Here is a 24543-nt window from a genome sequence, read left to right on the forward strand (position 1 = left end):
GGATCACAATGGATTAATATTCCACCACGGGGGCATCCTTCCACAGGGTGTCCATTCCATAAAACTCACGCGTCTCCTGCCCCATGATGTGGACCATCACGTCAATGTAGTCCACCACGGACCACAGCGCCACGGGCGTGTCTTCCACATAGGTGGGAAGGACTCCCGTTTTTTCCTGAACGTCTTCCTCCACGCCCCGGATGACGGCGCGCAGGTGGGGGACGGACAAGCCCGTGCACACCACCATGAAATCCGTCAGGGAAGACATGCCGCGCAGGTCGTACACCTTCACATGTTCAGCCTTGGCTTCATCCGCGGCGCGGGCGCACATCCTGGCCAATTCCATCGCATCGTTGGCTACCATATTGATTTTTTCCATGTTAAATTACTTCTTTTCTTCCCCGTCCTTGCCGTACTCCTCCACGGGATTGTAGGAAAAGGGGTCCTGTTCCCCCGGCTTGTTCTCCTTCTTCCCTTCCTCAGCGGTTTTCACGGGCTCCTTTCCGGAGTCTCCCTTCGGGCCGTCCTGCTCTTCCACATCGGAAGGCATGGGGGGAGGAACCACCTTGGCGGGGGGATTTTTCATTTCCCCGTACTCCAGAATGTCCATGACCTGGGAGCCTTCCAGCGTTTCAAACTCCATCAGGGCTTCCGTCAGAATATCCAGCTTGTCCCGGTTTTCCGTCAGGATGGTCATGGCGCGCTCATAGGCGCTGTCCACCAGGAAGCGGACTTCCGAGTCAATCAGCTCCGCCGTGGATTCCGAATAGTTGCGGGAACGCGTGCCCAGGTCGCGGGCGATGTAAACTTCTCCCTGGTGCTCGCCGTATTCGATCAGGCCCAGCTTTTCACTCATGCCGAATTCGCACACCATGCGGCGCGCCAGGCTGGTGGCGCTCTTGATGTCTCCCGTAGCGCCGCTGGTCACATCGCCGAACACGATCTGTTCAGCGCAGCGCCCGCCCATCGCCACGACAAGCTGGTCAAGCATCTCCGACCGGAGCTGGTGCATCTTGTCATCCGCCGGCAGCCACATGGTCATGCCCAGGGCGCCCCCGCGGGGAACGATGGTCACCCGGTGCAGGGGTTCGCTGTGCGGGGTTTTCAGCAGGCAGATGGCATGGCCCGCCTCATGCACGGCAGTGATGCGGCGCCCGCGTTCATTGATGGCCAGGCTGCGGCGTTCACGGCCCCAGTTAACCTTGTCGCGGGCTTCCTCCAGTTCCGCTTCCGTAATCTCCTTCAATCCCTTGCGGGCGGCCAGCAGGGCGGCCTCATTGATCAGGTTGGCCAGCTGGGCGCCGGAGAAGCCGGACGTGCCGCGGGCAATCCTCTCAAAACTGACTCCCGGGGCCATTTTCACCTTCTTGGCGTGCACTTGCAGGATTTGTTCCCGCCCCCGGACGTCCGGGAGGTTCACCACCACCTGCCGGTCAAAGCGGCCCGGACGCAGCAGGGCCGGGTCCAGGATGTCCGCGCGGTTGGTGGCCGCAATTACGATCACGTTGGCATTGTTTTCAAAACCGTCCATTTCCACCAGCAGGGCGTTCAGCGTCTGTTCCCGTTCGTCATTGCCGCCGCCCATGCCGTAGCCGCGCTGGCGGCCCACGGCGTCAATTTCATCAATGAAAATCAGGCTGGGGGCCGTTCTCTTGGCCTGTTCAAACATATCGCGCACGCGGCTGGCGCCCACGCCCACGAACATTTCCACAAAGTCGGAACCGCTGATGGAGTAAAAGGAGGCGTTGGATTCCCCGGCAATGGCGCGGGCCAGCAGGGTCTTGCCCGTACCGGGAGAACCCACCATCAGCACGCCGCGGGGAATGGTGGCGCCCAGTTCACGGAACTTTTCCGGATTGCGCAGGAATTCCACCAGTTCCCATACTTCCTCCTTGGCCTCGCTGATGCCGGCCACGTCCTTGAACGTCACCTTGTTCTTGTCCGGCGCAATGAGGCGCGCACGGCTCTTGCCGAAGCTCATGGCCCCCCTGGCGCCGCCGCTCTGCGCGCGGAACATGAAGAAGAGAATCACCAGAATCAGCACGATGGGCAGCAGGTTCAGCAGAATGCCGCCCCAGGAGCCGGATTCACGCTTGAACTTGGTATCCGGCCCCAGCAGCTGCTTGACGCGCTCTCCCTGGAATTCCAGGGTAAAGGGGACCTCCACCCGTTCAAAGCGCTGCTTGTCCACGGAGGCGTCCCCCGTGGCCGCAGGCCAGACGCGGGTGACAATCTGCCCCACCAGCACATTCTGGTTGCCGTCTTCCGCCAGGACAAGGCCGTCCGTACCGCCCGCAATGCGTCCTTCCATGGCCAGGCGGTTGAATTCCGGCACGGAAAGCTTCTGCGCTCCTTCAGGAATGATGGAGACATTTTTCCCTTCCACGGTCCGGTCCAGGCTTTCCGCCACCCTGTAGCCGGAGAGTTCATTCAGCAGAGGCTTGTCACGGTCCGGCAGGGACATGGAATAGGACAGCACGAAGGGTTTCATTTCCACCTTCGGCTGGATGTCCTTCTTGTAAACCAGCGCGTGAATCACGCCTTCAGAACCGTTTTCATTCAGGACCACCTCCACGGGGGCCTTCGGATCGTTCAGGACCACGCGGCCCGCCTTGTACTGGGCTTCAAAGGATTCCAGGCTTTCCTTGCGGGGCCCCAGTCCAAAGGATTCAGGGGTGAAAAAACCAAACGCAAGGACGCCTACAATGAGCAGAACCATGACCCACACGCCCCAGTTGGGGGATTCGGGCTTCCCGGAGCCGGGAAATTTAGGGGGGCGGGGTGGAATGGGAGGCTTTCTGTCAGACATAATGTGGTTAGCACACAGAAGTTAATGAATCGGGCGGCATGATACGCGAGTCCTTGTAAAATAAAACTTTTTTCCGAGACATGCCATACAGCCGGCGCAGGAAGGCGCCAGACGGTTCCGGGCGCAGAAGGGCCTTCCGGCAATGAGGCAATAGACAGCGCGGGAGTCAGTCCCGTTTCCTTTTTCTGCGTCGTCCCTCGTGATTGGCGGTTTCCCCGTTCATGCGCTGCTGGAGGCGCAGTTTCCACTGGGGCACCTTCCCCTCCGCCTTGGCCGCGTGAAAGCCCTTCCCCTCCCGGCCTTTTTCCCTCCACGCGTGTTCTTCCTGGGCTTCCAGCCTTTCCCGGCGCCGCTGTTCCTGAATCTCCGCCAATTTCCTGGCCCGGCGGATTTCCACCCGCTTGCTTACCTCCCCATGGGCTGACGTCACGCGCCAGGGGCCGATGCGGTGGGGATACGTGATGGGCGCGCAGATCAGCTCCGCGTCCAGAAAACGCATGGAGGCCACCAGCAGATTCTTGACGTTCGCCAGCAAGCCGCCGTCCGTCCAGACGCCGCCCATGCCCATTTCCAGGAGAAAAGCCAGGTGAAGCGTTTCCGCCTCCGAGGCCAGGATGGAAAAATCCCTCAGGGAGACTCCCTCCGCCGGCTCTTCATCCGGAGCGGCTACGGAAGCGGCCCGGAGCAGGAACAGCGTATCCCTGACCTTGCGGCTCAGGGCGCAGACCAGTTCCCCCACCTTGGGCCGGGCGTCAAAGCGGTAATCCTTCACCTCCACCAGCCACAGGTCCCGGCGGCCCGGATGGTACAGCAGGAAGTCCATCTCCTTGCATCCTCCGCAGAAATTCTGCGCCTGCCGGGAATAATAGTCCGAGCACTCAATGCGGCACACGATGTAGCCTTCATCGATCCAGAAACGGTGGACTCCCTCCACGTAATGAGCTTCTGACGGCTTATGACTCATAGCTCAGCTTCAAGTACCTGTCCGCCTGCTCGATTTCCGCTTCAAGAGACTCGATAGGCCCCACATCCTCCAGGGATTCCCCCCAGGACACCCTTACCCCGGAGCGGTCTCCCCGCGGAACGCTCATCCCGAAAAACTTCCTCTGCACCATCGCGTTGCGCGGCTCGGACAACTGAATCATCAGCTCCCGCAGCAGGAACAGGCTGTGGGAGGACAGAATCACCTGCACCCCCGTTTTGGCAAGCCCCGTCAGGGTTTTCACCAGCACGGGCAGATGGGAGGCGTTCAGGTTCATTTCCGGCTCATCCCAGAACAGCACGGAGCCTCTCTTCACGGACCCGTTACGGATCAGGTAGCTCAGCGTGCCCAGCCTTTTGAAGCCTTCCGCCACCAGGCTCATCTCAATGGGCTCCTGGCCGGGGCGCTGAAGGAAAAACCGCCCATCACGCTTCACCACCTGCCCGCCGATGATCTTTTCCAGCCTGGCGACCACGCGCCCGGCGTCCGTGCTGATGGGCTGCGCCGCCGCATCCGCATCCAGGTAGCGGCAGAGGTCCCAGCTTCCGCCGTCCAGAAACTCGGGAAACCTGCTTCCCACCTGCACGAAACTGGGATAAATGGTCAGCACCTCCCGCGCCGCCAGGAACACCACCGGCACGTTCAGGAAGCGCAGGGGCATCTCCTGAATGGTCAGCCCCTCCTCCTCATGCCCGGCCTTGAAATCAAACACCAGGTTCCCCATGCCCTCCGGCACGCCTTCCCCTTCCATGGAGGCCTCCACATGGGCGTGGGCGTTGCCGCGGTTCCGGGCGGTCAGTCCGGCCAGGCCGCGGGACGCAAACACCCGCATCAGGTCCTTCCGGAGCCTCTGCTCCTCCGCCCACTTCTCCGGCAGGGACTTCCTGCCCCCGTCCGCGCTCCATTTGGCCACGGTATAGCACAGCTTCAGCAGATGGCTCTTGCCGGAATCATTGCCGCCCACCACCACATTGATTCCCGGAACAAACTCAAAATGTTCGCTCCCGGGAAACACCGTCACGCCGCTCACCAGTAGGTCATGTATCATACCGTTCCCAATGTAGCACAGAAGCGCATGCCGTAAATTACAAATGCCGCCAGTTTCCGTCACAAAAAAAACGCCGCCCGCCATGCGCTTCTCCCGGAAGACGCGGCAAAAAAGCATTCGCCTCCCATTCCCTGCATTTCCCCGTTCAGACCCGGACACGGCACACTTTAAGCTTCCCATTGACGGGCGCCTTATTAAAGTAGTCCACATGAGCGCATCATGGACCACCGCCAGGGAATATACGGATATCAAGTATGAGACAACGGACGACGGCAGCATCGCGAAAATCACGATCAACCGCCCCCATGTCCGCAACGCTTTCCGCCCCCAGACCGTGCATGAAATGCTCAATGCCCTCAACGCCGCTCATGAAGACCCCAAGGTGGGCGTGGTCATCCTGACCGGGGAAGGCCCGGACGCCTTCTGTTCCGGGGGGGACCAGAAGGTGCGCGGAAACGCCGGCTACATCGGTGAAGACGGCGTACCCCGCCTGAACATCCTGGACGTGCAACGCACCATCCGCACCATGCCCAAGCCCGTCGTCGCCATGGTGGCAGGCTATGCCATCGGCGGAGGCCATGTGCTCCACGTCGTCTGTGACCTCACCATCGCCGCGGACAACGCCAAATTCGGCCAGACCGGGCCCAAGGTGGGCTCCTTTGACGGAGGGCTCGGCTCCTCCTACCTGGCGCGCATCGTGGGGCAGAAAAAAGCGCGGGAAATCTGGTACCTGTGCCGCCAGTACGATGCGCAGCAGGCGCTGGACATGGGCCTGGTCAACACCGTGGTTCCGCTGGAAAAGCTGGAAGAGGAAACCCTCTCCTGGTGCCGCCAGATGCTCCAGCACAGCCCCCTGGCGCTCCGTTGCCTGAAGGCCTCCCTGAACGCGGACTGCGACGGGCAAATGGGCCTGCTGGACCTGGCCGGCAACGCCACCCTGCTCTATTACATGAGCGAGGAAGCCAAGGAAGGCAAAAACGCCTTCGTGGAAAAGCGCGCCCCGGATTTCTCCAAATTCCCCAGGCTCCCGTAACCCCCTCTGCACCATGCCCACCCCCTCCGACAACGAAGGCGCCCCCAGGAACGACTCCGCCAGCAGGGAACCCCTGCACGACCTGCCGGACCATGAGAACATCGTGGAACATTTCTACGATCCGGAGGAACAGGCCAGGGAAGAAAAACCCGTCCGTGAAAAAACACCCTTCTCCCTGATCGGCAATCTTATCTTCCTTTTCACCATAGCTATTCTGGCGGCTATTTCCTGGCTGGTTTACTCCTCCTGGCGTCCGCAGAATACGGCGGAGCTCCCCGGCTTCCGCCAGAAGGAGAATGCCCCGGACATTCCCAAAATCCTGAAACAGGCCATCAGCCGGGACGCCTCCGTCTCCTTCTCGGAAGAAGACATCAACCGCTACCTCGCCTCCTCCGTCCACCCCCAGCAGCACGGGGCCCTGGCCATCTTCGCCACCAATCCTGCCGTAGGCATCCGGCTTCACGGCGGCAAGGAGCAGCCGGACGGCACGATTGGGGAAGGCTGCATGGAAATCATCATAGAACGTTACACGGGCATCGACTCCCGCCAGACAATTTCCCTGTTCCTGACGCCCTTCCAGTCCATGGACCCGCACAACTACATGGCAGTGCAGACGCGTTTTGAATTCTACAATGACGAAACCCTGCCGGGCGGCATCCATGTGGGGGGAACCATCGGCAGGCTTTCCGTTCCCCAGGGGTACATGATCTTTCTCCTTCCCGCGTTTGAAAACCTGCTCCAGGCCTACTTGCCGCTCATCCACATGATTGAGGAAAGCGGCATGGGCATCCACATCAGCGAAGGAAGGCTGGACCTGACTCCCCCGCAAAAGCGCACGCTGTGAATGCGGAGGCATGCATCAAGTTCAAAGATAATATTAAGCCGTTATTCCACCCCGAACCATTTATCAGGTGAAAAAGACGCCACAATGCCATATCGTCGCAGGTCCGAATGGAGCAGGAAAAACTACGTTTGCCTTGGATTACCTGATGCATGAAACAAATTGCCGGGCATTTATCAACGCGGACATGATCGCCCAGGGCCTTTCGCCTCTTGCTCCGCAATCGGTCCAGGTCAAGGCAGGGAAATTGTTTTTGGAAGAATTGAAAAGGCATCTGAAACAAAAAGAGAGCTTCTGTTTTGAAACTACTCTTTCGGGCTCTTCCTATCTGCAAAAAATCAACCAGTGGAGAAAAGACGGCTGGCATGTGATTCTTCATTATCTCTGGATACCGAATGCACAATTTTCCGCTTTACGCGTGCAGGAACGTGTAGCTCAGGGAGGGCATGACATTCCTCATAAGGCCATTTTAAGACGCTATGATAAAAGCCTGCGCAATTTATTCAATTATCTCCCCATATGCAATGAAGTAATGTGCTACGATAATTCAGACGTAAATCATCCCCTCATTTTCACCATGGCAAGAGGAAAGATTGAAGTCATCAATGCACCCCTGTATAAAAGCATTCAACAGAAAACCTGTCCATGAACCATCATCCACATCTGTCAGAAACGGCAAAACGAGGGTTGCGGGCTCTTCACAGGGCGGTAAAAAAAGAGATGGAGAAAAAAAGCAGGTTGGGACAATACGTCATTGTCTTTCGCAACGGAAAAACGGTGCGGATGCTCGCATCAGAAGCCTTGCAAGCTTCCACTCCTGCTCAAAACCCGGGAGAAACTGCCCCCCCTGATAGCGCCTGCCACCGGTAACCTAATACTCTGAAGGCGTCCGGTCTTTCAAATCTCAGTCTTGCGCCTCAAGTACTTTCCTCCTTCAGAGGTATATTACAGAAAAGACTATTTCTCCATATCCCTGACCATCAGGGTCATGTATTCTTCCGGCCAGGAATGGATAATCTGCCCGGCGTCATTGAAGACGGCCACCAGGCGGATGGAGTCCCGCCCATCTGAAAGCACCATTACGGTTTCATCCTTTTCAAAATCATACCGCGGCTTGCCCAGCTTGAAAGCGGCATTCCTGCGGTCCGTTTTCAACCAGGCGCGCGCCTGCTCCATCGTCAGTCCCCGCAGGGCGCGGTCATCCCTGAACACGCGCCTTGCCGCATTCATGGCCGCGGGGCTGGAAACCACCATGCTATTCCGGAACGGACGCGTTTCCCACATGCGGTCAATGTCCCGTTCCAGCGCGCCGCCCATCCCCCCGGAAAGGAAGAATACGGCCACAGGCCAGACCAGCAGGACAACCACTACCCACGCCGTCAGCCGCCTGCGGCTTTTGGAAAGCGCCGCGATGCCCTGGGCTATTTTCCCCCATTTCTCCACAAGTTCCTCATCCGCATGCCCGAACAGAAAGTTCACCTGCCTGTGTTCAATGCCGTTCCGGAGTTCCGCCACCGTTTTTCCCTTTTCCGGGGCCAGGTCCTCCAGCGTAGGGCCTCCCTTGACAAAATGGCGCACGATTTTAGGCCACAGCACGGGAACCACGGCAAAACGGACCGTGAGCAGAACCAGGCTGCCCACCAGGCAGCCGCTGATCAGCAGGACATCAAACGGACGGCTGAAGAAATAGTCCGGATTCCACATCCAGATGAAAGGCGCGGCCAGGTAAATCCCCAGTGCAAACAGGCACCACGACCAGACAACGGCGGAAAAACGGCTGACCGCCACGGCCACCCCCAGCAGGAACAACAGGGAGCCCAGGACCATTCCCCACGGGAACGTCCCGTAAATGGCGGCCAGAAAAGCCAGAATCATCAACGCCATGCCCACAGGCTGCCGAACTTTTTGCATATCCGGACCGTAACACAAGCCTTTGAAGGCATCAAGAAAGGAAGCCCCCGCAGTCACACAGGACCGCGCCGCCGCACCGCCTTTCCCCTTATTTCAGCCAGCCGTACTCCATGATGAGCGCGGCTTCCACTTCCGCATTCTTGGCGGCCTCGGAATCAAGATCATGGTAAATCGTCTGAAGATCCTTGCGCTGCTGCAGGTATTCCTCCCCGGAAAGCGCCAGGCGCTTTTTCAGGAACGCGGCCTTCTTCCGGTAATAGGACTGCCAGCTTTCAAATTCATCACGGCTCTTGATCAGCGCCTCCACCTTTTCCCGGCGCTCCACCAGGCGCAGGCGCATCTTCTTCTCCAGAATCTTATGGTTCTCCCGCGCATTCCGGTACTGGTTCCAGATGTCCAGGCGCGTATCCAGCTGTTCCTTCAGGCTCATGTTCACCTGCATGTCGCCTGATCCGGCAAAGAAACCGGAATAAGTGCCGCCCGATCCGGAGAAGAGGGAGGGGCTGTAAAAATTGATGTCCATGGACGGGAAGAAGCGCATCTTGACATTCAGCACGCTCAGGCGGGAGGCTTCCAGCTCCATCGCCATGATGGAGACCACCAGGAAATCCAGCTTGCGGCTGGCCTTGCGGTAAGCGGCCCAACTGATGCGCGGCATGGAGGAGGGGGCCACAAACCACCGGGCGCTCATGTCCCCGAACAGCGCGACAAACGCCTTGGAGATGTCCCTTCTGGTATTTTCCCATTCCCGGTCCACCTTGGCGCGCTGGGTTCCGTCATCGTCAAAGGGGATGCTGTCCAGGGCATTCTGGCGGGAACGCAGGGCGTTATCATATAAAAGCACCTGGCGGTAAAGCTGGGAAACCAGCTCCCTTTTTTTCATTTCCAGCATGTTCCTGGAGGCATAAACGGATGCCTTGGCGGAATAATAGTCAAAGGGGACCTGGGTGAGGGACGGCATGTTGAACAGAATATTGGTATGGTATTCCAGATCCCGTGCGCTCATGCTGGACAACCCGCTGATGTCCCGGGTCATCATCAGATCCAGGTTAACGCCGGGAATAATCTGCGTAAACACCCTCTTCACGGACCATTCCGCCTGCTGGAGGTTAAGCTGGGCTTCCCTCAGCTCCAGATTATTGTCCATCATCATCTTCATGGCGGCACTCCAGGAGATGGTGCGTTCCGGCAACTGGTTCCAATGGGGTTCCGCATCAATCTGCTTCATCATCTCCCTTGTCTTCTCCTCCATGTGGCGGTTCACGGAACATGATGCCGTGAGCAGCAGGAGAAAGCACAGGAAACTTACGCTCAGCCACTGCCGGACGGCAGTCATCGGCAGCGGAACCGCACCGGCCGGGTGTAATGGAGAAGCCATAAATCTTCCGGGGATTTTTACGGCGCCCTTCCAAAAGTCAAGCCATAAAGCATGCCGGGAACTTCACCGCACAGCCTCAGGAGGCCGAAAGAATTTCATGATTGACGGGTACGGCAAAAACAGATAGCTTGTTTCAAAGTTCAATATTCTTATGACCACTTCGTCCCGCAACCGTACCATTGCTTTTCTCTCCCTTACTGCTGTAGCCATTGGTTTCATTTCCTGCGGCGGCAGTTCAACCGACGGGTCCGCCCAGCTGGGCGTGGGTCAGGTTCTTGTGCTTTCCTCCAATCCGGAATATGAAACCTCCCCCGATGCCGATCCCCTGCATCACGCTTTCTCCCTTTTCGCCACCGGAACCGGCACGGATACCATGCCGCTCCTGTTCAACAATACGACCACCAGCATTCCCACCTCCGGAGGCGGTTCGGGGAACGGCAATCCCACGGTAGTCATCTTCCGCAGAAACGGCACTTCAGGCTCCCTCTCCACCAGCGCCACTCTTTCCACCAACGTCATCACGCTCCCCGGCCCGATTCAGAGCTACGGCATCGTGCAGATGTCCATCAGCAGCAACCTGACCTTTGACACGGCAGACGATCCCTACAACAAAATCGTCACCGGCTCCGCCAAATACCGCCTCAGGCTCCAAGGCAATGACAACTCTTCCAATCCCGGCGTATTCGATACGGGAGAAACCCTGCTGGACGGAGGCAAGGTGACCATTTATCCGTCTGCGGATTTCGTCGGCAAATAACCCGTGAGATTGAAAATCCACCGTTCAACGGGCCGCGTTCCTTCCGGATTCTCCGCCTTGGCAGGATGGATCGCGGGGACAGCGGCCTTTTTTTGCTTTTCAGCCTTCGTCCAGGCTGAAGAACCTGTTGCGGCCCCTGCCCCGGCTCCCGCCCAGGAGGCGCCGGAACCGGAGACCGTGCCGGATGTCCGCGTCTTCATCATGCAGATGCAGGCCCAGATCACGCCTGAACGCATCAGGACCTTCGTCATGCCCGCTGTCGGCCATGTCAACAACTGGCTGCCGGACCGGGACCGGGAACAGAAAGGGGCCATCATCGCCACCGTGAACGAGGAGGATATGGAACTCAAGCGGAGGGAGCTTGAAATCCAGATATTGAAGGACAAGACGGCCAAGAGGGATGAAATCGTGGCCCTCCGGAAACAACTGGAGGAAATCAATTTTTATGCGGGACTGACGCCGGAGGAAAAACGCTGGCACGACAAGAAAAACCCCTCGGACAAGGAAGCCATCCAATCCCTCAAGGAAAAAATCTCCCTGGCGGAGAAGGAACTGGAGCTCATCGACATCAAGCCCCGCCGGGACTTTGAAAAGGAGGAGGAAAATTACGTGCTCCGCATGCCCTTTGACGGCAGGCTGCAATACCAGTTCACCCTGCCCGCGGACGAGGCGCAGGCCGTCTATCTGGAACCTTCCACCCCCATCGCCACCGTCTGCGACGATTCCGCCTACTATATTACCGTTTCCATCTCCAATCCGGACCTGACACGCCTGGACCCGGCTACCCTGCGCGTGGATATCCCCCTGGCCAGCGGAGGCTCCATGTCCGGAGTTTTTTCCCACAAGAGGGTGGAGAAAAACCCGTCCACCGGAGGCAACATCCTGGCGTATTTCTTCAAACTCCCGCCCGCGCAGCATGATGCCGCCCACGGCATGATCGGTTCCAACTGCACCGCCCGGCTGTACTACGTCCCCAACACGCCGGTTATCCTCCTGGACAAGATGGCCCTGGCTTCCTCTCCGGCGGCCAAAACCAGCGCTTCCTGGCAGGAACTTCTGGAAGCGGTCCATCCGGAGTATGAACTGATCCTGGAAGGGGAAAGCCAACTGATCGCCCGCAAAAAATGAAACTGGTTTGTGAGGCTGTCTGTTTCGGCTACGCGAAAGGAAGCCTGATTTTTGACAATTATTCCCACACCTTCCGTTCCGGCATCACCATCCTGAAGGGATATTCCGGCTGCGGGAAAACCACGCTGCTCAAAATCCTGGCCGGTTATCTCCGCATCCGTTCGGGGCACATCATCACTCCGCACGGCGTTCCCCTCTCCAATACCAAGTACCGCAGGAAGGAAGTCAGCTACATGTTCCAGGGAATCAACCTGCTGCCCCTGGCCAGCGTGGAGCGCAATCTCCAGCTATGCGCGGAAATGGCCATGCTCCCTAAAAGGGAATGGAAGGACCGGGCCTCCCGGCTGATTGAACAGCTTGGCCTGGACAGCCTGCGCCACAAGAAGGCGGGCACGCTCTCCGGGGGGCAGGCCCAGCGCGCGGCCCTGGCCAGAACCCTGATGAAAGACTCCTCCATCCTCCTGCTGGATGAACCCACTTCAGGACTTGACGATACCAACACCGGCATCATCAAGGACCTCATTGCCACCCAAACGGCTGATAAAATCTGCATTGTCAGCACGCACGACTCCCGGCTGCTGGATATAGCCCATGAAATCATTGATTTTAACGCTCCTGTATCTCTTTAAGGATACGCTGCACCGCTGGAAGGAACGGCCGGCCAGTCCGCTTTCCCGCGTTCTGGTTTCTTTTTTCCTTTCCCTGTGCGCCCTGTCCTTCCTGGCCAATTACGTGCTTTCCACCAAGCTGCTCCAGGATGAAATACGGCAAAGCGGGGGCGACCTCATCATCGCCTACGACGTGAACCCCGACGGCAAGCCTCCCCTGGAAACCCTCATCCAGCAGCGCCTCCCCCTGCTCCATCCCTGCAATGTGCTGGCCTTGAAACAGGTGGCCTCCGCCACGATGGGAAAAAGCAATTACCAGATTGTGGAATATGACATCGCCGCGTATGCGCAACTGAAGGGCCTGCCCATTGACCGCCATCCCCGGCTGCTGCTTTTCGGGCTCAAGCAGGAGCTGGAACAGGAAGGGCCGCGCACCATTCAGATGAACCAGTTCTCCTTTCCCATCCATGCCTGCCATCTGCCGGAACACCATGTTCTGGGAAAGGTCTTTCCGCAGGGGCTGATCATCGTTCCGGCGGGGACGTTTTCCTCACAGGGGCTCCGCGCCGGGAGCGGAACCACCATTTACATCATCCAGGCCACGGAAATGACCTCGGTCCTGATCTCCGGCATTGAAACCACCCTGGGCAACCTGGTCCGCCTGGACCAGCGCTTTACTTCCATCCGCAGCACCGCCCCCATCCTGCGCAGGCTGGATATCCTGATGGGCAACCAGGCGGAATGCCGCGCCGCCTTTTCCATCGGCATCGCCGTGATCGTGGGGATTCTGCTCACGGCCCTGGCCTCCATGGAATTCCAGCAGAACGAATACGTGTACACCCTGATGAAAAGCTTCGGCGTGCGCCCGGTGTTCCTGGTCCTCAACTTCATTATGGAAAACATCTTCCTGGTGGGAGGCGCTTTCATCGCAGCCGTTTTCTGCTTCATGAAAACGCAGAAAATCGTGCTGGGGGAATTCTTCAAGCTTCAGAACACCTCACTCTCCCTCCAGGACATCATGCCGGACCTTACCCTCCTGGGCATTTCCCTCTTCATCTGCGTACTGGTTTCCTCCATCCCCATTATCGTTTCCGCCAACCGGCAGATCGGCAAGGTGCTCAAATAGCAAAAAACCGCGGACGGGGAGGTTTCCTGTTGACGACCGTAAGGAATCTGCTAGCATTTGTCATAATCATTCTTCTATGGAACCCAAATCTTTTCCCATTCTCCGCGCTTCCGTTTTTTCCATGCTCATCGGTGCAGGGCTCTCCTCCTGCGGCGGCAGCAGCAGCGGCAACGGACAGACAGGAGAATCCCTGGTCGGCAAAGTCTACAACGTCATTATTCAAACGGGCAATTTGCCTGAAGCGGCCCAGACGGCGCTGGCGGAAACCGGCGTAGGCGGCTTTGTGATGAATCCCTCCTCCGTGATGACGGGCACCCTGACAAGTTCTACGGGAAACATCAGCAATGGCGGCTATACGTCCTATTTTTATCAGAAAACGGGAGAAGACACGGCATCCCTGAAAATTTACTATACGGTTAAAAAACGCACGGACCTTCTGGGCAACGGGGGTCTCGTCCTGAACTCCTACAACATTCACCTGACCTGGAACGAACTGAAATACGGCAACAAGGGAACACATGCGGAAGGAGACTGCATCATCAATATTCCCCAGGCAGCCGCCGAGTTCGTCGCTGCTCCCAACCCCTTTGCCAACAATGCAGCCGTGGCGCCCTCCACGATCACGATTACGGACGCCAATTCCGTCACTGCAAACTAGGAGATACCCTTTCCAAATTAGCTTAACACTGAAAGGAGCTGTCCCGTATCATCCGGAACAGCTCCTTTTTTATCGGCCTGAGACTCCGCGGCCTCTGCATCCTTCCGCCAAAAATATTCCTACTCGAAGTCCGCGCCGGACATAAAAGAACGGGGGCATCATAAGATGCTCCCGTTACGATCAGTCTGCGTCTACAGACCAGGAATTGAATATTTTTACTCAGTTGGCGTACGTCACCACCCCGGAAGCTCCGCTCACGGCAGACATATTACCATCTCCTGCGCCCCAGTTATACATGGAGCCGTTCCAGGGGCCAACCGTTCCCTGGCCCTTTCCTCCCGTCGGAAGCTTGATTTCAGTCATCGTCAGGTTGTTTTCGTATTTGTAACCGGTATTCGGAATGACTTCCTTCCAGATCAGCGTAAGGCTCTGGATGGTTTTAGATTCGGCATTATACCCGTACACCTGGTACTGGCTGGTCAGATTTGCGGCAGTGTCGTCATTGCCTGTACCACTGTCTTCCCGCCATCCGTTATCATAAATGGTGCAGAAAAAGTTGTTGGAAAAATCATTCACCTTGAAAACCAGGTCGCGCGTTCCCGTCAGGGAAAAAGCCATATCAAGATCGGAAGGCAGCGTCACCATGGTTTCGGAACTGCCTCCACCACCACAGCCGGACAACGCCAGGGAGAGAGCAGCGCCAAGAACAGAAACACTGGAAAAGAGAAGATGTTTGGTGTCCATAAAAAGAAGTATTGGGCAGAGTTTAACAGTGCCATAGCTACCGTCAACAAAAATCCTCCCAAAAGATTCCGCCCTTAAAACACACACGCCCAGCCATGGAACCAGGCCCGGACAGGCGCACCTTTTTACCTGGCTTTTTCCAGGCGCCGCTTGAGCACGCGCCCCGTAATGAAGAGGGGAACAACCCCCATCAGGAACAGGATCAGGGAATCCTTCCAAGGGGTGGGCACCGTGCCTTCATCCGCGCTGTAACCGGGGTCGTCCGGAGCCTTTCCGGTATTGCCCCACGGCAGGGGCTGCCGGCGCGCCAGGAAAATTTCCGGACGGTCCAGCGTATCCCGGCTGACGCGCTGGATTTCCGCGGATTCATCCAGCATCACAATGCGGTCATTGACGTAAAAGGATTTGACGGAGGGCTTGCCCTTCCCCTGCTGTTCCAGTCCGGCAATCACCTGCCTGTAGTTCTTCTCATAGCCGTTGACCGCCGCTCTCCGGACCTGGCGGACCGCGGCCTTGGCCTGTTCCGGATCATCCGCGCCAATGGCGGCAATGTGGAGGAGCGCCATCTTGAGCAGCTTGAATTCCTCAAACTCCCGGTTATTGAGATGGGGCTGCGCCTTGAGCTCGTCCACCTTTTCCTGAATGGTTTCACGTTCCCGTTCCCAGACGTTTTTGGAGGCCTGGTCCACCACCATCATTTCAAAGGAGTAGCGCAGGGGGCAGAATTCCGCCACCAGCGGAACGCGGCCCGGCTTGAGGCGCCCGTGTTCATCCGTACGGTGGGCGGACCACGGAATGAACTGGTTCATTTCATCAAAGCGGACAATGGCCCCGGCCATCAGAATCTGGGGAATGAGCAACAGCGGCACCATGTTGAGCGCCGCCCGCTCCGTCTTGGCGAAGACGGAGACCAGCAGGGACAGGCTCACGCCGATGAAGGCCGTCAGGGTCATGGTTCCCAGATAGATCAGGAACATTTCATGGATTTCCAGGATAGCGTTCCCCACCCACAGGAAGAGGGCGGACTGCACGGCGGAAAGCCCCGTAAGCACCAGCGCCTTGGCAAGCACATACCCGGTCACGAATACCTTGGCGTTCCCCTCGCGCTTGAGCAGGGCGCGGTCCTTGAGCACTTCGCTGGCCGCCCCCGTGAGGCCGAAGAACATCGCCACGATGATCGCCAGGAACAGGTAGGAGGGAATGTGGAGGGCGGTGGCGAAGGTGTATTCCGGGCTGGAGGAGGCGCGCAGGGTCAGGGAAATCAGCAGGGCCAGCACCGGGCCTTCCAGCAGCATGGTGTACAGCCCCATGCGGCTCCGCACCCGGCCCAGGAAGGTGCGCACGGCCCAGATGCGGAACAGGCGCCACAACTGCATCACGCTGCGCCTGGGGGCAGGCGGAAATTCCAGCGTGCCTTCATATAGGGTCCTGGGGGCGCCCCCCTCATGGTGGTGCCCCATCACGTTGCGGAACCGGTAGCCTTCAAAGCGTTCCTGCCACAGACGCGGATGCTGCCGCCTGCGGCGGTCATGCCAGGAAAGGGGCGCCTCCAGCACTTCAAACACGTAATCCGCGCCGCCGGCGGTCCGCGCCTCCTCGGAAACGTCAATGGCCATGTCCACGGCCGCCTTCCGGAAATACCGCATCATGCCCGGCACGTCCCCCCAGTAGGCCATCTGGCCGCCGTGGTCCAGCACCAGCACCTTCTGGAACTGGTTCAGGATGGCCGTGCTGGGCCGGTGCATGGTGGCTATCACCATCTTGTCGCGGCTCATGTTCTGCATGGTCTGCATGACCAGCTTGGCGTCGGAGGTGGAAAGGCCGCTGATGGGTTCGTCCAGCAGGAAAACGTCCGCAATGCCCGCCAGGTCCAGTCCCAGGTTCAGGCGCGTGCGCTCCCCGTCGGAGATGGTGCGCGCATTCATCTCACCCACGCGGCGGGAGGCGATGTGCGTCAGCCCCAGGAATTTCAGGATGGCGTTCACGCGGCGGACGCGTTCCGACCGCGTGAGGCGGGGCCGGCGGATGATGGTAGCCTGCGCGATGTGCTCGGAAACGCTCATGGCCGCATCCAGAATGTCCTCCCGCGGAATAAAGGCGATGTAGGGCCGGATCAGGTCCGGAGCGCTGTACAGAAGCTGGTTGTTGTAGCGGATGCAGCCCCGCGTGGGCGGCAGGTGCCCGGCCAGCATGGACAGCAGGGTGCTTTTCCCGGACCCGCTGGGGCCCAGGATGCACACCATCTCCCCGCGCTTCACGGTCAGGTCAATGTTGTCCAGCACGCGCCCGGAGCGCATGAACTCCTTGGTCACGCCCTCCACGCTGAGGGTTCTGATGGCGTGGTATTCTTCATCCAGCACCCCGGCGGAAAAACGGCAGCGCAGCGCGTGGTACGCGTTCAGGTGAACCACGTCCCCGTCACGCAGGGATACCCTCCCCCTCACCGGCCTTCCATTAAGCAGCAGCGGCATGGAGGCCTCCACCACTTCCAGCCAGCCGGAATTGGTAGCGCTGGAAAAGGACACTTCCAGCACCACGCCGGAGGCCAGTCCCGGCGTCAGCAGCATGTCCCCCTTGCGCGCCTTTTCCGGCAGGTTGGTCACGCGCAGCTTGCGGGTTCCGGGGTCCAGGCGGAAGCGCCGCCCGATGTCCGACATGGAATTCTGCACCTCTCCCATGGAGAAAGGCCCCTCCCCGTCCAGCGTGAAGGAGGAATAATAGGCCATGCGCACATTTTCACCGGGGTACAGCCGCCTCCCGTCCACCATGAATTCCACTTCCGGCCTCAGCACCTCCACCTCGCACGCCAGCCCCATGTTCACGCGCACCTCACTGGCCCGTGAGCGTACCCGGCTGATTTGCAGCGCCCCGTTGTCCAGGGAAATGTAACAAACCTCCTGCTTGCCGGAGCGCTTGCAGTCCAGGAAAAACGCAAAGTCCTCAAAGCTCAGGGGGCCGGACGGCAGAAGAACCACCTGCCCGTTGGTCAGGGGCATCACCCCGCCGGGAGCCAGATGGCGCCCGCGCACCACAATCGGTTTGGAGCCGTCATTCACCACCAGCACCAGGCGGGAGCACCGGATCAGGCGGAAGGAGATGCCCTTGTCCTGCTCCGGCAGGGAAACCTCCGCGCCAATGCCCGCGGAAAAACCGACGCTGTAAGCCGGTTCCTGCGCCTCCACGTCCGGCGTCATCAGAAGCTGCCTCAAGAGGTTCGCCGTGCCCGGCAGTTCCAGGCCGTACGTCACCTGGTCAAACAGCTCCCCGATCATCCGTGGATCTCCCGTATTGATGAGCAGGGAGAGCACTTCCAGCGCAATCGCCATGCGCTCCGTTTCATCCCTGCCGGAGGCGGCGGAAGCCAGCACGTCCGCCACCGTCAGATTGGCCCGCATGGACCGTTCAAAACGGTTGGAAAGCCAGCGGTGCTCCACTTCCGGAAAGGTATAGCGCAGAATGTCCAGCGCGGCGTCCGCGTCGCGGGCGCTCAAATGGCGGCGTCCGCTCAGAATGGTGGCAAACAGGTCCACCAGCGTCCCGGCGTGAACCTTCATGGAGCCGTCGTCCCGGCGCAGCCACGGCACATAGGCGCCCAGCGTCCTGACCAGGTTCAGCCTCCAGTGAATCAGCTTGGAGGGTATGTCGAAAAACCATCGGATCATGCCAGGGAACGCGTTGCAGGAACAGTAGTACAGGGATTCCGGGCCCACCTCAAGCGCAACCGGAATTTCACGGAGAAATGACAATATTTTCTACACCTTTATCTTGCAATAGGTCGGGAGGAAGTATAGTTCTGTCCAATGTTCATGCTTTCCATGAGAAAGCGAGCCAAATACATAACATTATCACAACATGGATATCTTAGTTTCTACTCTTTGTGACTTCGCCGCCGACTATCAGGGCAAGCTTTGCATCCAGGGCGGTTTTGACTCCCTGGTCGCCCGTCAGTTCCCGGTCGTCCACCCCGTCTGCGCCGTGGCCCTCCGCATCTGCCTCACCCCTGAAGACGAAGGCACCCACGAACTGGGCCTGAGCATCGTTGACGCCGACGGCACGCCGCTGGACAAGGAACGCATGCCCATCAAGATCAATTTCCCGGTGCCCGCTTTCCCGGAAGGCGCTTCCTTCTTCACCCGCAACCTGATCATGAACTTCCAGGGCCTGCGTTTTGAAAAGCCGGGCAACTACTCCATCGACCTCACGGTTGACGGCGAACTGGCCTCCCGCGTGCCTTTCCGCGTGGTGCAGGTGCAGGAAGAAGCTCCCCAGGCTTAAGTCCATTCCTTTTCATCAAACCGCCTTCCGGATTCCGGCAGGCGGTTTTTTATTGGGGTAATGGGGGAGAAAAAGCAGCTTCCCAAACGGGGGGAGGCCGCTTCACCCCGCCGCTAATACCTCATTCCCTCCTCCCTCCTGATGGCCACGCTGCCGGGAACAAGGGGATGGTCCACCCTTCACGCGCACCCACCCTCCGGGTTCCATGCCGTGCATTCCGTCCCTCTTTTTACGTTCCGCAACGCCCTTTTTCATTGCGGTCTCCCGGGGGATTGACCATGATACGGACAGCTCCGACAAACCATGCAAACCCCACGCTTCCAGTACGACAGGATTATCATCACGGGCGCCTCGTCCGGCTTCGGGGAGGCCTTTGCCGGAACACTGGCTCCTCATGCGGGGGAACTGGTGCTCATCGCCCGCAGGGAAGACGCCTTGCGCCGGCTTGCCGCTGCCCTGGAAGAACGCCATCCCGGCCTGCGCGCCTCCGTACTGCCGTGCGACCTGGCGGATGAAGCTTCCCTGGACACGCTCGTTTCCCGTCTGGAGGGCCTGCCGCCCGGCAGAACCCTGCTGATCAACAACGCGGGAGCCGGGGATTACGGGGAGTTTGCAGACGGGCGCTGGGAAAAAATACGCGCCCTGCTCCGCCTGAACGTGGAGAGCCTTACCCGCCTGTGCCATGCCCTGATTCCCGGCATGAAACAGAACGGCGGGGACATCATCAATATCAGCTCCCTGGGGGCCCTGCTGCCTATTCCGGATTTTGCCGTTTACGCGGCCACCAAGGCCTACGTGTCCAGCCTGTCGGAAGCGCTGCGCCTGGAACTGCGCGAGCACGGCATCCGCGTGCTGGCCGTGTGCCCCGGCCCGGTTTCCACGGGTTTTGGAAAAGCGGCGCGCCGCCCCGGCTTTACGGGAAACATGATGCCGGGCCGGAACGCCTTTGACACGTCCGTTGAAACCGTTGTGAAAGACAGTCTGCGCGCCCTGTCCCGCGGGCGCGCCCGCGTATTCCCCGGCATGAAAATACGGCTGGCCGCCCTGCTGCTGGGGAGCGCCCCGCTGGCGCTGATCCGCTTTTTCATGGGCAGGCGTCCCCGGAAAGTCCTGCCTTCCCCCAATAACCACCCCTCTTCAGCATCATGAAAGCCCACCGCCGCGGAATTCCCCGCCTCACTTGGTTCAAGCTTGCAGTCTGCATCTGCCTGGCCGCCATGGCGGCCTCCCTGTTCACGCCGTACCCGGCCCAGATCATCCGCGCCCTGAACGGAGAACCGGAACGGGAAACGGGCTCTGACGCCTACCCGCCGCATGAATCGCGCCCTGCGGAACAACCGGGCCAGGAAGAACCCGCCCCTTCCGTCCCCCCCGCCTCCGCCAGGGATCAGGAGGATTCACGGCTGGCCACCCCCTGGGAGCCGGAGCGCACCATCGCCCTGCCTCCGGTGCAGTACCCCCCCTTCCCGCCCGTCCTCCCCACCAGGCCCGCGGAAGGAGCCATGACGAATATTTACGAGCTGGCGCGCGGGCTGAACCTGAAAACGCAGGTCAATTTCCAGCCCGGAACCCTGGCCTCCAAAGACAGGGAGACCAAGAGCAATTACCAAATGACCCTTACCCTGAACGTCAAACAGCCCAAGGCCCTGACGAGGAAGGAGGACATCCTGAAGATCAACCCCAAGCTGGAAGCCATGCTTCCCGGTCTCCCCATCCTGTTCAACCAGGCGCGCGTCTCCCCCTATTACGGGCAGATTTACGTGCGCAAGCAGACGGAAATCCGCAAGAACCTGGCCTCCCTGCTCAAACTGCTGGACCGCCATAATTATTACGATACGGAAACAATCCTGGAAACCACCCATCCGGACACGGGCAGAAAGCTTCTCTGGCTCCAGAGTGAAATGGACGTAGTTTCAGACGGCTCGGACGGGGACCGCCTGTCCTCCATGCCGGATAAAATCCTGAAGAGCTCCTTCTACCAGCCCAGCACCTCCTACCGCTGGAAGAAACGCACGGACAAGCCCAATCCCCTCCTCAAGCCCTGGCAGCAGCGGCTGGCCGGCTACAAGAAGACGCTGGAAAAAGCCCCCGCGGCGGAAAAGGCGGCCCTGCGCCGCAAGATAGACCATGCGGAACGGGTCATTGAGGAATTGAAGCGGTACAGCTTCCTGATCTCGGAATACGATCCGTTCATCGTGGTGCCGCTGGGCGTGGTCAACCAATCCTCCTCCTTCTCCCCGCAATTCGGGGATTACGCCGTCGTCATCGTGGGGGACAAACTGTACCCGGCCCTGGTGGGAGACGCCGGACCGCGCTACAAGACGGGGGAAGGCTCCCTGCGCCTGAGCAAGGAGATCAATCCCAAGGCAGGCCCGTACAGCCGCCCCGTCTCCGACCTGGTGGTCAGCTACCTGATCTTCCCCGGCTCCGCGGAGCCGGAGGCCGGTCCGCCCGACTACGCCAAACTTACGGCCAAATGCCAGGAGCTGCTCAATGACATCGGCGGCACGGGAAAAGGCTTCAAGCTCCACCAGTGGGAAGACCTGCTCGCCCCCAAGCCTCCGCCTGCTCCCCCCGCGCCCAAACCCGGAACCGGCAATGCTGCGGAAACGCCCGCGAAGGATCAGGAGAAGACGGATGACCCGGCGGACAAGCCCGCGGAAAATCCGGCTCCGGCCCCTCTTAAGGAAACGCCCCCCTCCGCAGCTCCTTCCAAAACCGGCCCGTAGCCTACAGGGCTTCCTTCCAGGAAAAGAGGAAGGCCTTCCACATACGGGAATAAACGGCGCCGCGCGTGATCTTCACCTTTCCGGCCCCGGGCTGTTGCGGGCGCCGGAGCAGTTCCAGCGTATCCAGCCCCAGCCATGCGGGAAGCACGGTGGAAAAACGCAGCCGCCCGTTCCGCAGGGATTCCGCATAAAACACGCCTTCCTTCAGCCAGCGTTCCGCGCGGTCCAGCCATGGGCCCGCATCGGCGGCAGGCAGGTAGCTCCTTCCGCGGGAAAGGTCCTCCTCCCGGTCACGGAGGATGTTCACAAGCTGAAGCCCCATGCCGTAGTGCGCGCCCCAGCGCAGGAGCTGGTCTTCCGGCTGCGTGCTGAACCCCGCGCCCAGCACCAGCAGGCCCAGCCTGGTCCAGAATTCCCCCACGCAGCCGGCCACCATGTAGGCATAATGTTCAAGCTGTTCCGGGCAGGAGACGGAAGAGTTCCCTTCAAAATATTCCAAATCCCACGCCTGCCCCTCCACGATGGTGCACAGCACCTGCCGCACCAGCATCTGTTCACGCGGAGAAAGGGCCTCCAGCAGCGCCAGGCATTCCGGGAAACGGGCCAGAAGTTCCGCCTCCCCCCGGTGCGCCTGCACGGTGGAAAGAACGCCCAACTGGCCAAAGCAGGTGGAGGCAGTCTCCCGGGAGGCGTCCCCGGCCACCGTCTCCCCCATCATCTTCAGCAGGGCCAGGCGCTCTCCGGAATCCATGTCCACGGTATCAGCCACCGTATCCGTAGCGCGCGCCAGCAGATAGCCCACGGCCACGCCGGGGCGCATTTCCCGCGGCAGAAAGCGCATGCTCAGGTAAAAGGACCGGGAAACGGCGGACAGAAGCTGATGGAGGCCTTTCATGGTTTTTGAATTCCCAGCCTGTGCATCTTATAATGGAGCACCCGGGGGGAGACGCCCAGTTCCCGCGCCGCCGCAGACATGTTGCCCGGCGAGCGTTTCAGCGCGGCGACGATCAGCTCCCGCTCAAAGGAGTCCACCATGGTGGGCAAATCCGCATGGTCCTCCCCGTCACGGGCATGCGGGGCTTCATTGCTGGGCATTTGCAGGGAGGCGGGCAGGTTGTAGCCGTAAATGCAGTCCTCCTGCGCCGTGATGACGGCACGCTCCATGCAGTTTTCCAGCTCCCGCACATTGCCGGGCCAGTGGTAGGCCATGAGCATGTTGATGGCGGGGGTGGACAGCCGCTTGATGTCCTTCCCGTATTTCAGGTTGAACTTGGAAAGGAAGTGCTCCGCCAGCAGCATGATGTCTCCCTTGCGCTTGGCAAGGTCCGGCATGACGATGGGGAAGATGTTCAGGCGGTAGTACAGGTCTTCCCGGAATTTGTTCTCCGCCATTAGCTCTTCCAGATTGCGGCTGGTGGCGGCAATGAAACGCACGTCGGAATGAAGCTCCCGGTTGCTCCCCACGCGGGAAAACGTTTTTTCCTGGAGGAAGCGCAGCAGCTTCACCTGCATTTGAAGGCTCAAGTCCCCGATTTCATCCAGAAACAGGGTTCCTCCGTCCGCCGCCTCCGCCCGGCCGATGCGGCGTGCAGTCGCTCCGGTGAAAGAGCCCTTTTCATGGCCGAACAGCTCGCTCTCCAGCAGGTTCTCCGGCATGGCCGCACAGTTCAGCGTGACCAGGGGCTTGTCCTTCCTGCCGCTCAGGTTCACCACGGCACGGGCCACCAGCTCCTTCCCCGTTCCGGAACTTCCCCGGATCAGCACTGTGGCGTCGCTGGGCGCCACCTGGCGGATCTGTTCATACACCTGGAGCATGGGGCGGCAGTTGCCGATCAGCTCTCCCGGATTGGTGGTTAAAAGCTGGCGCAGTTTCTCGTTTTCCGCCATCAGGGCCGCCCGTTCCTCACGCGCCTGAAGGCTGGCCGCCAGCGCGTCCCCCACAATGTTGCCCACAATTTCCAGCAGCTTCTGGTCCCGCTCCAGATCCGTGTTCCGGTCCACGGGGCGGTCAATGCTCAGGGTGCCGATCACCTGCTGCAAATGAATAATGGGCACGCAGATGAACGCCACTTTTTCCCCGCTCTTGCGCGTGCGGGTACGGTTCAGGAATCTGGAATCCTGTGAAATATCTTCAATCACATGGGGAAGCCCCGTTTCAGCCACATGGCCCGTAATCCCCTCCCCTACGCGGTAATGGCCGCGTTTCATCTCCTGCTCGTCCAGCCCGTGGGACGCTTCAATCATCAGATCATTCCCGCGGCGGATGGTGAAGGTGCCGCGCAGCATCTTCATGCGGCGGTAAAGAACGTCCAGGATATGCTGCAGCAGAGCCGTGCCATTGCGTTCATTGACGATGGCGGAGCTGATTTCCCGCAGCACGACCATTTCCAAATCAGGGGACTTGTTTATTCCATTCATGCAGTCAGGGGCTGGGCGAATAGTAACCGTACGGCCTTGCCAGACCAACTACTTTTTCCTGCACCGGGACGACGGGGCACGGAAGGAAGGCAAGGAAA

The 24543-nt window shown here is 59.5% G+C and carries 22 protein-coding genes; 12 read left to right on the forward strand and 10 right to left on the reverse strand.

Annotated features, from left to right (window positions below; translation table 11 throughout):
* Positions 1-13: 13 nt before the first annotated feature.
* From rsfS to HHJ06_RS01860, 4 genes are all read right to left on the reverse strand, one after another.
* Positions 14-379, reverse strand: coding sequence for a ribosome silencing factor (rsfS, locus tag HHJ06_RS01845; protein WP_251841373.1), 366 nt, complete (start codon positions 377-379; stop codon positions 14-16).
* A gap of 6 nt (positions 380-385) precedes the next feature.
* Positions 386-2809: an ATP-dependent zinc metalloprotease FtsH gene (ftsH, locus tag HHJ06_RS01850; RefSeq protein WP_251841374.1), complete on the reverse strand. Its 2424-nt coding sequence runs from the start codon at positions 2807-2809 to the stop codon at positions 386-388.
* Positions 2810-2975: 166 nt separating this feature from the next.
* Positions 2976-3773 (reverse strand): hypothetical protein, encoded by a 798-nt coding sequence (locus HHJ06_RS01855; RefSeq protein ID WP_215427091.1) that lies wholly within the window; start codon positions 3771-3773, stop codon positions 2976-2978.
* Complete coding sequence (locus HHJ06_RS01860; protein WP_215427092.1) at positions 3763-4839, reverse strand: AAA family ATPase; 1077 nt, start codon at positions 4837-4839, stop codon at positions 3763-3765. The genes HHJ06_RS01855 and HHJ06_RS01860 overlap by 11 nt, the downstream gene beginning before the upstream one ends.
* Positions 4840-5047: 208 nt before the next feature.
* Between HHJ06_RS01860 and menB the strand changes: the two genes are divergently transcribed.
* The 4 genes from menB to HHJ06_RS01880 all read left to right on the forward strand — a co-directional run bounded on the left by menB (position 5048) and on the right by HHJ06_RS01880 (position 7583).
* Positions 5048-5872, forward strand: coding sequence for a 1,4-dihydroxy-2-naphthoyl-CoA synthase (gene menB, locus HHJ06_RS01865; protein WP_215427093.1), 825 nt, complete (start codon positions 5048-5050; stop codon positions 5870-5872).
* 13 nt (positions 5873-5885) lie between these two features.
* Positions 5886-6716, forward strand: a complete 831-nt coding sequence (locus HHJ06_RS01870) for a hypothetical protein (RefSeq protein ID WP_215427094.1) — start codon at positions 5886-5888, stop codon at positions 6714-6716.
* A 67-nt stretch (positions 6717-6783) separates the two neighbouring features.
* Complete coding sequence (locus HHJ06_RS01875) at positions 6784-7362, forward strand: zeta toxin family protein (protein ID WP_215427095.1); 579 nt, start codon at positions 6784-6786, stop codon at positions 7360-7362.
* On the forward strand, positions 7359-7583 hold the full coding sequence (locus tag HHJ06_RS01880) for a hypothetical protein (RefSeq protein WP_215427096.1): 225 nt from the start codon (positions 7359-7361) through the stop codon (positions 7581-7583). The genes HHJ06_RS01875 and HHJ06_RS01880 overlap by 4 nt, the downstream gene beginning before the upstream one ends.
* A gap of 87 nt (positions 7584-7670) precedes the next feature.
* On the opposite strand, the gene HHJ06_RS01885 is transcribed toward HHJ06_RS01880, so the two are convergent.
* Both HHJ06_RS01885 and HHJ06_RS01890 read right to left on the reverse strand, forming a co-directional pair.
* A complete protein-coding gene (locus tag HHJ06_RS01885; protein WP_215427097.1) occupies positions 7671-8624 on the reverse strand; it encodes a hypothetical protein in 954 nt (317 codons plus the stop codon).
* 88 nt (positions 8625-8712) lie between these two features.
* Positions 8713-10002: a hypothetical protein gene (locus HHJ06_RS01890; RefSeq protein ID WP_215427098.1), complete on the reverse strand. Its 1290-nt coding sequence runs from the start codon at positions 10000-10002 to the stop codon at positions 8713-8715.
* Positions 10003-10153: 151 nt separating this feature from the next.
* Here HHJ06_RS01890 and HHJ06_RS01895 point away from each other — a divergent pair, with 151 nt between their 5' ends.
* The 5 genes from HHJ06_RS01895 (at position 10154) to HHJ06_RS01915 (ending at position 14279) form a co-directional block, all read left to right on the forward strand.
* Positions 10154-10759: a hypothetical protein gene (locus tag HHJ06_RS01895; RefSeq protein WP_102711770.1), complete on the forward strand. Its 606-nt coding sequence runs from the start codon at positions 10154-10156 to the stop codon at positions 10757-10759.
* A 3-nt stretch (positions 10760-10762) separates the two neighbouring features.
* Complete coding sequence (locus HHJ06_RS01900) at positions 10763-11887, forward strand: hypothetical protein (protein WP_215427099.1); 1125 nt, start codon at positions 10763-10765, stop codon at positions 11885-11887.
* The gene (locus tag HHJ06_RS01905; RefSeq protein ID WP_215427100.1) at positions 11884-12516 is read left to right on the forward strand and encodes an ATP-binding cassette domain-containing protein; all 633 of its coding nucleotides are present in this window, start codon (positions 11884-11886) and stop codon (positions 12514-12516) included. The genes HHJ06_RS01900 and HHJ06_RS01905 overlap by 4 nt, the downstream gene beginning before the upstream one ends.
* The gene (locus HHJ06_RS01910; RefSeq protein WP_215427101.1) at positions 12479-13621 is read left to right on the forward strand and encodes an FtsX-like permease family protein; all 1143 of its coding nucleotides are present in this window, start codon (positions 12479-12481) and stop codon (positions 13619-13621) included. Before HHJ06_RS01905 ends, HHJ06_RS01910 begins: the two co-directional genes overlap by 38 nt.
* A gap of 121 nt (positions 13622-13742) precedes the next feature.
* Positions 13743-14279, forward strand: a complete 537-nt coding sequence (locus HHJ06_RS01915) for a hypothetical protein (RefSeq protein ID WP_215427102.1) — start codon at positions 13743-13745, stop codon at positions 14277-14279.
* Positions 14280-14498: 219 nt separating this feature from the next.
* On the opposite strand, the gene HHJ06_RS01920 is transcribed toward HHJ06_RS01915, so the two are convergent.
* Together HHJ06_RS01920 and HHJ06_RS01925 are read right to left on the reverse strand one after the other, a co-directional pair.
* Positions 14499-15023 (reverse strand): hypothetical protein, encoded by a 525-nt coding sequence (locus HHJ06_RS01920; RefSeq protein ID WP_215427103.1) that lies wholly within the window; start codon positions 15021-15023, stop codon positions 14499-14501.
* Positions 15024-15148: 125 nt separating this feature from the next.
* Complete coding sequence (locus tag HHJ06_RS01925) at positions 15149-18685, reverse strand: ATP-binding cassette domain-containing protein (RefSeq protein ID WP_215427104.1); 3537 nt, start codon at positions 18683-18685, stop codon at positions 15149-15151.
* Between the two features lie 190 nt (positions 18686-18875).
* Here HHJ06_RS01925 and HHJ06_RS01930 point away from each other — a divergent pair, with 190 nt between their 5' ends.
* The 3 genes from HHJ06_RS01930 (at position 18876) to HHJ06_RS01940 (ending at position 22027) form a co-directional block, all read left to right on the forward strand.
* The gene (locus tag HHJ06_RS01930) at positions 18876-19298 is read left to right on the forward strand and encodes a DUF6941 family protein (protein ID WP_022397736.1); all 423 of its coding nucleotides are present in this window, start codon (positions 18876-18878) and stop codon (positions 19296-19298) included.
* 303 nt (positions 19299-19601) lie between these two features.
* On the forward strand, positions 19602-20447 hold the full coding sequence (locus HHJ06_RS01935) for an SDR family NAD(P)-dependent oxidoreductase (protein ID WP_251841375.1): 846 nt from the start codon (positions 19602-19604) through the stop codon (positions 20445-20447).
* Complete coding sequence (locus tag HHJ06_RS01940) at positions 20444-22027, forward strand: glycoside hydrolase family 75 protein (protein ID WP_215427105.1); 1584 nt, start codon at positions 20444-20446, stop codon at positions 22025-22027. The genes HHJ06_RS01935 and HHJ06_RS01940 overlap by 4 nt, the downstream gene beginning before the upstream one ends.
* Before the next feature lies 1 nt (position 22028).
* Here HHJ06_RS01940 and HHJ06_RS01945 read toward each other — a convergent pair whose 3' ends face one another.
* Together HHJ06_RS01945 and HHJ06_RS01950 are read right to left on the reverse strand one after the other, a co-directional pair.
* Positions 22029-22922 carry a phytoene/squalene synthase family protein gene (locus HHJ06_RS01945; RefSeq protein WP_215427106.1) on the reverse strand — a complete coding sequence of 298 codons (894 nt, stop codon included), beginning with the start codon at positions 22920-22922 and terminating at the stop codon, positions 22029-22031.
* Positions 22919-24445 carry a sigma-54 interaction domain-containing protein gene (locus HHJ06_RS01950; protein WP_215427107.1) on the reverse strand — a complete coding sequence of 509 codons (1527 nt, stop codon included), beginning with the start codon at positions 24443-24445 and terminating at the stop codon, positions 22919-22921. The genes HHJ06_RS01945 and HHJ06_RS01950 overlap by 4 nt, the downstream gene beginning before the upstream one ends.
* Positions 24446-24543 lie beyond the last annotated feature (98 nt).

Source organism: Akkermansia muciniphila, from assembly GCF_018709685.1.
GTDB classification, from domain to species: domain Bacteria; phylum Verrucomicrobiota; class Verrucomicrobiia; order Verrucomicrobiales; family Akkermansiaceae; genus Akkermansia; species Akkermansia muciniphila_E.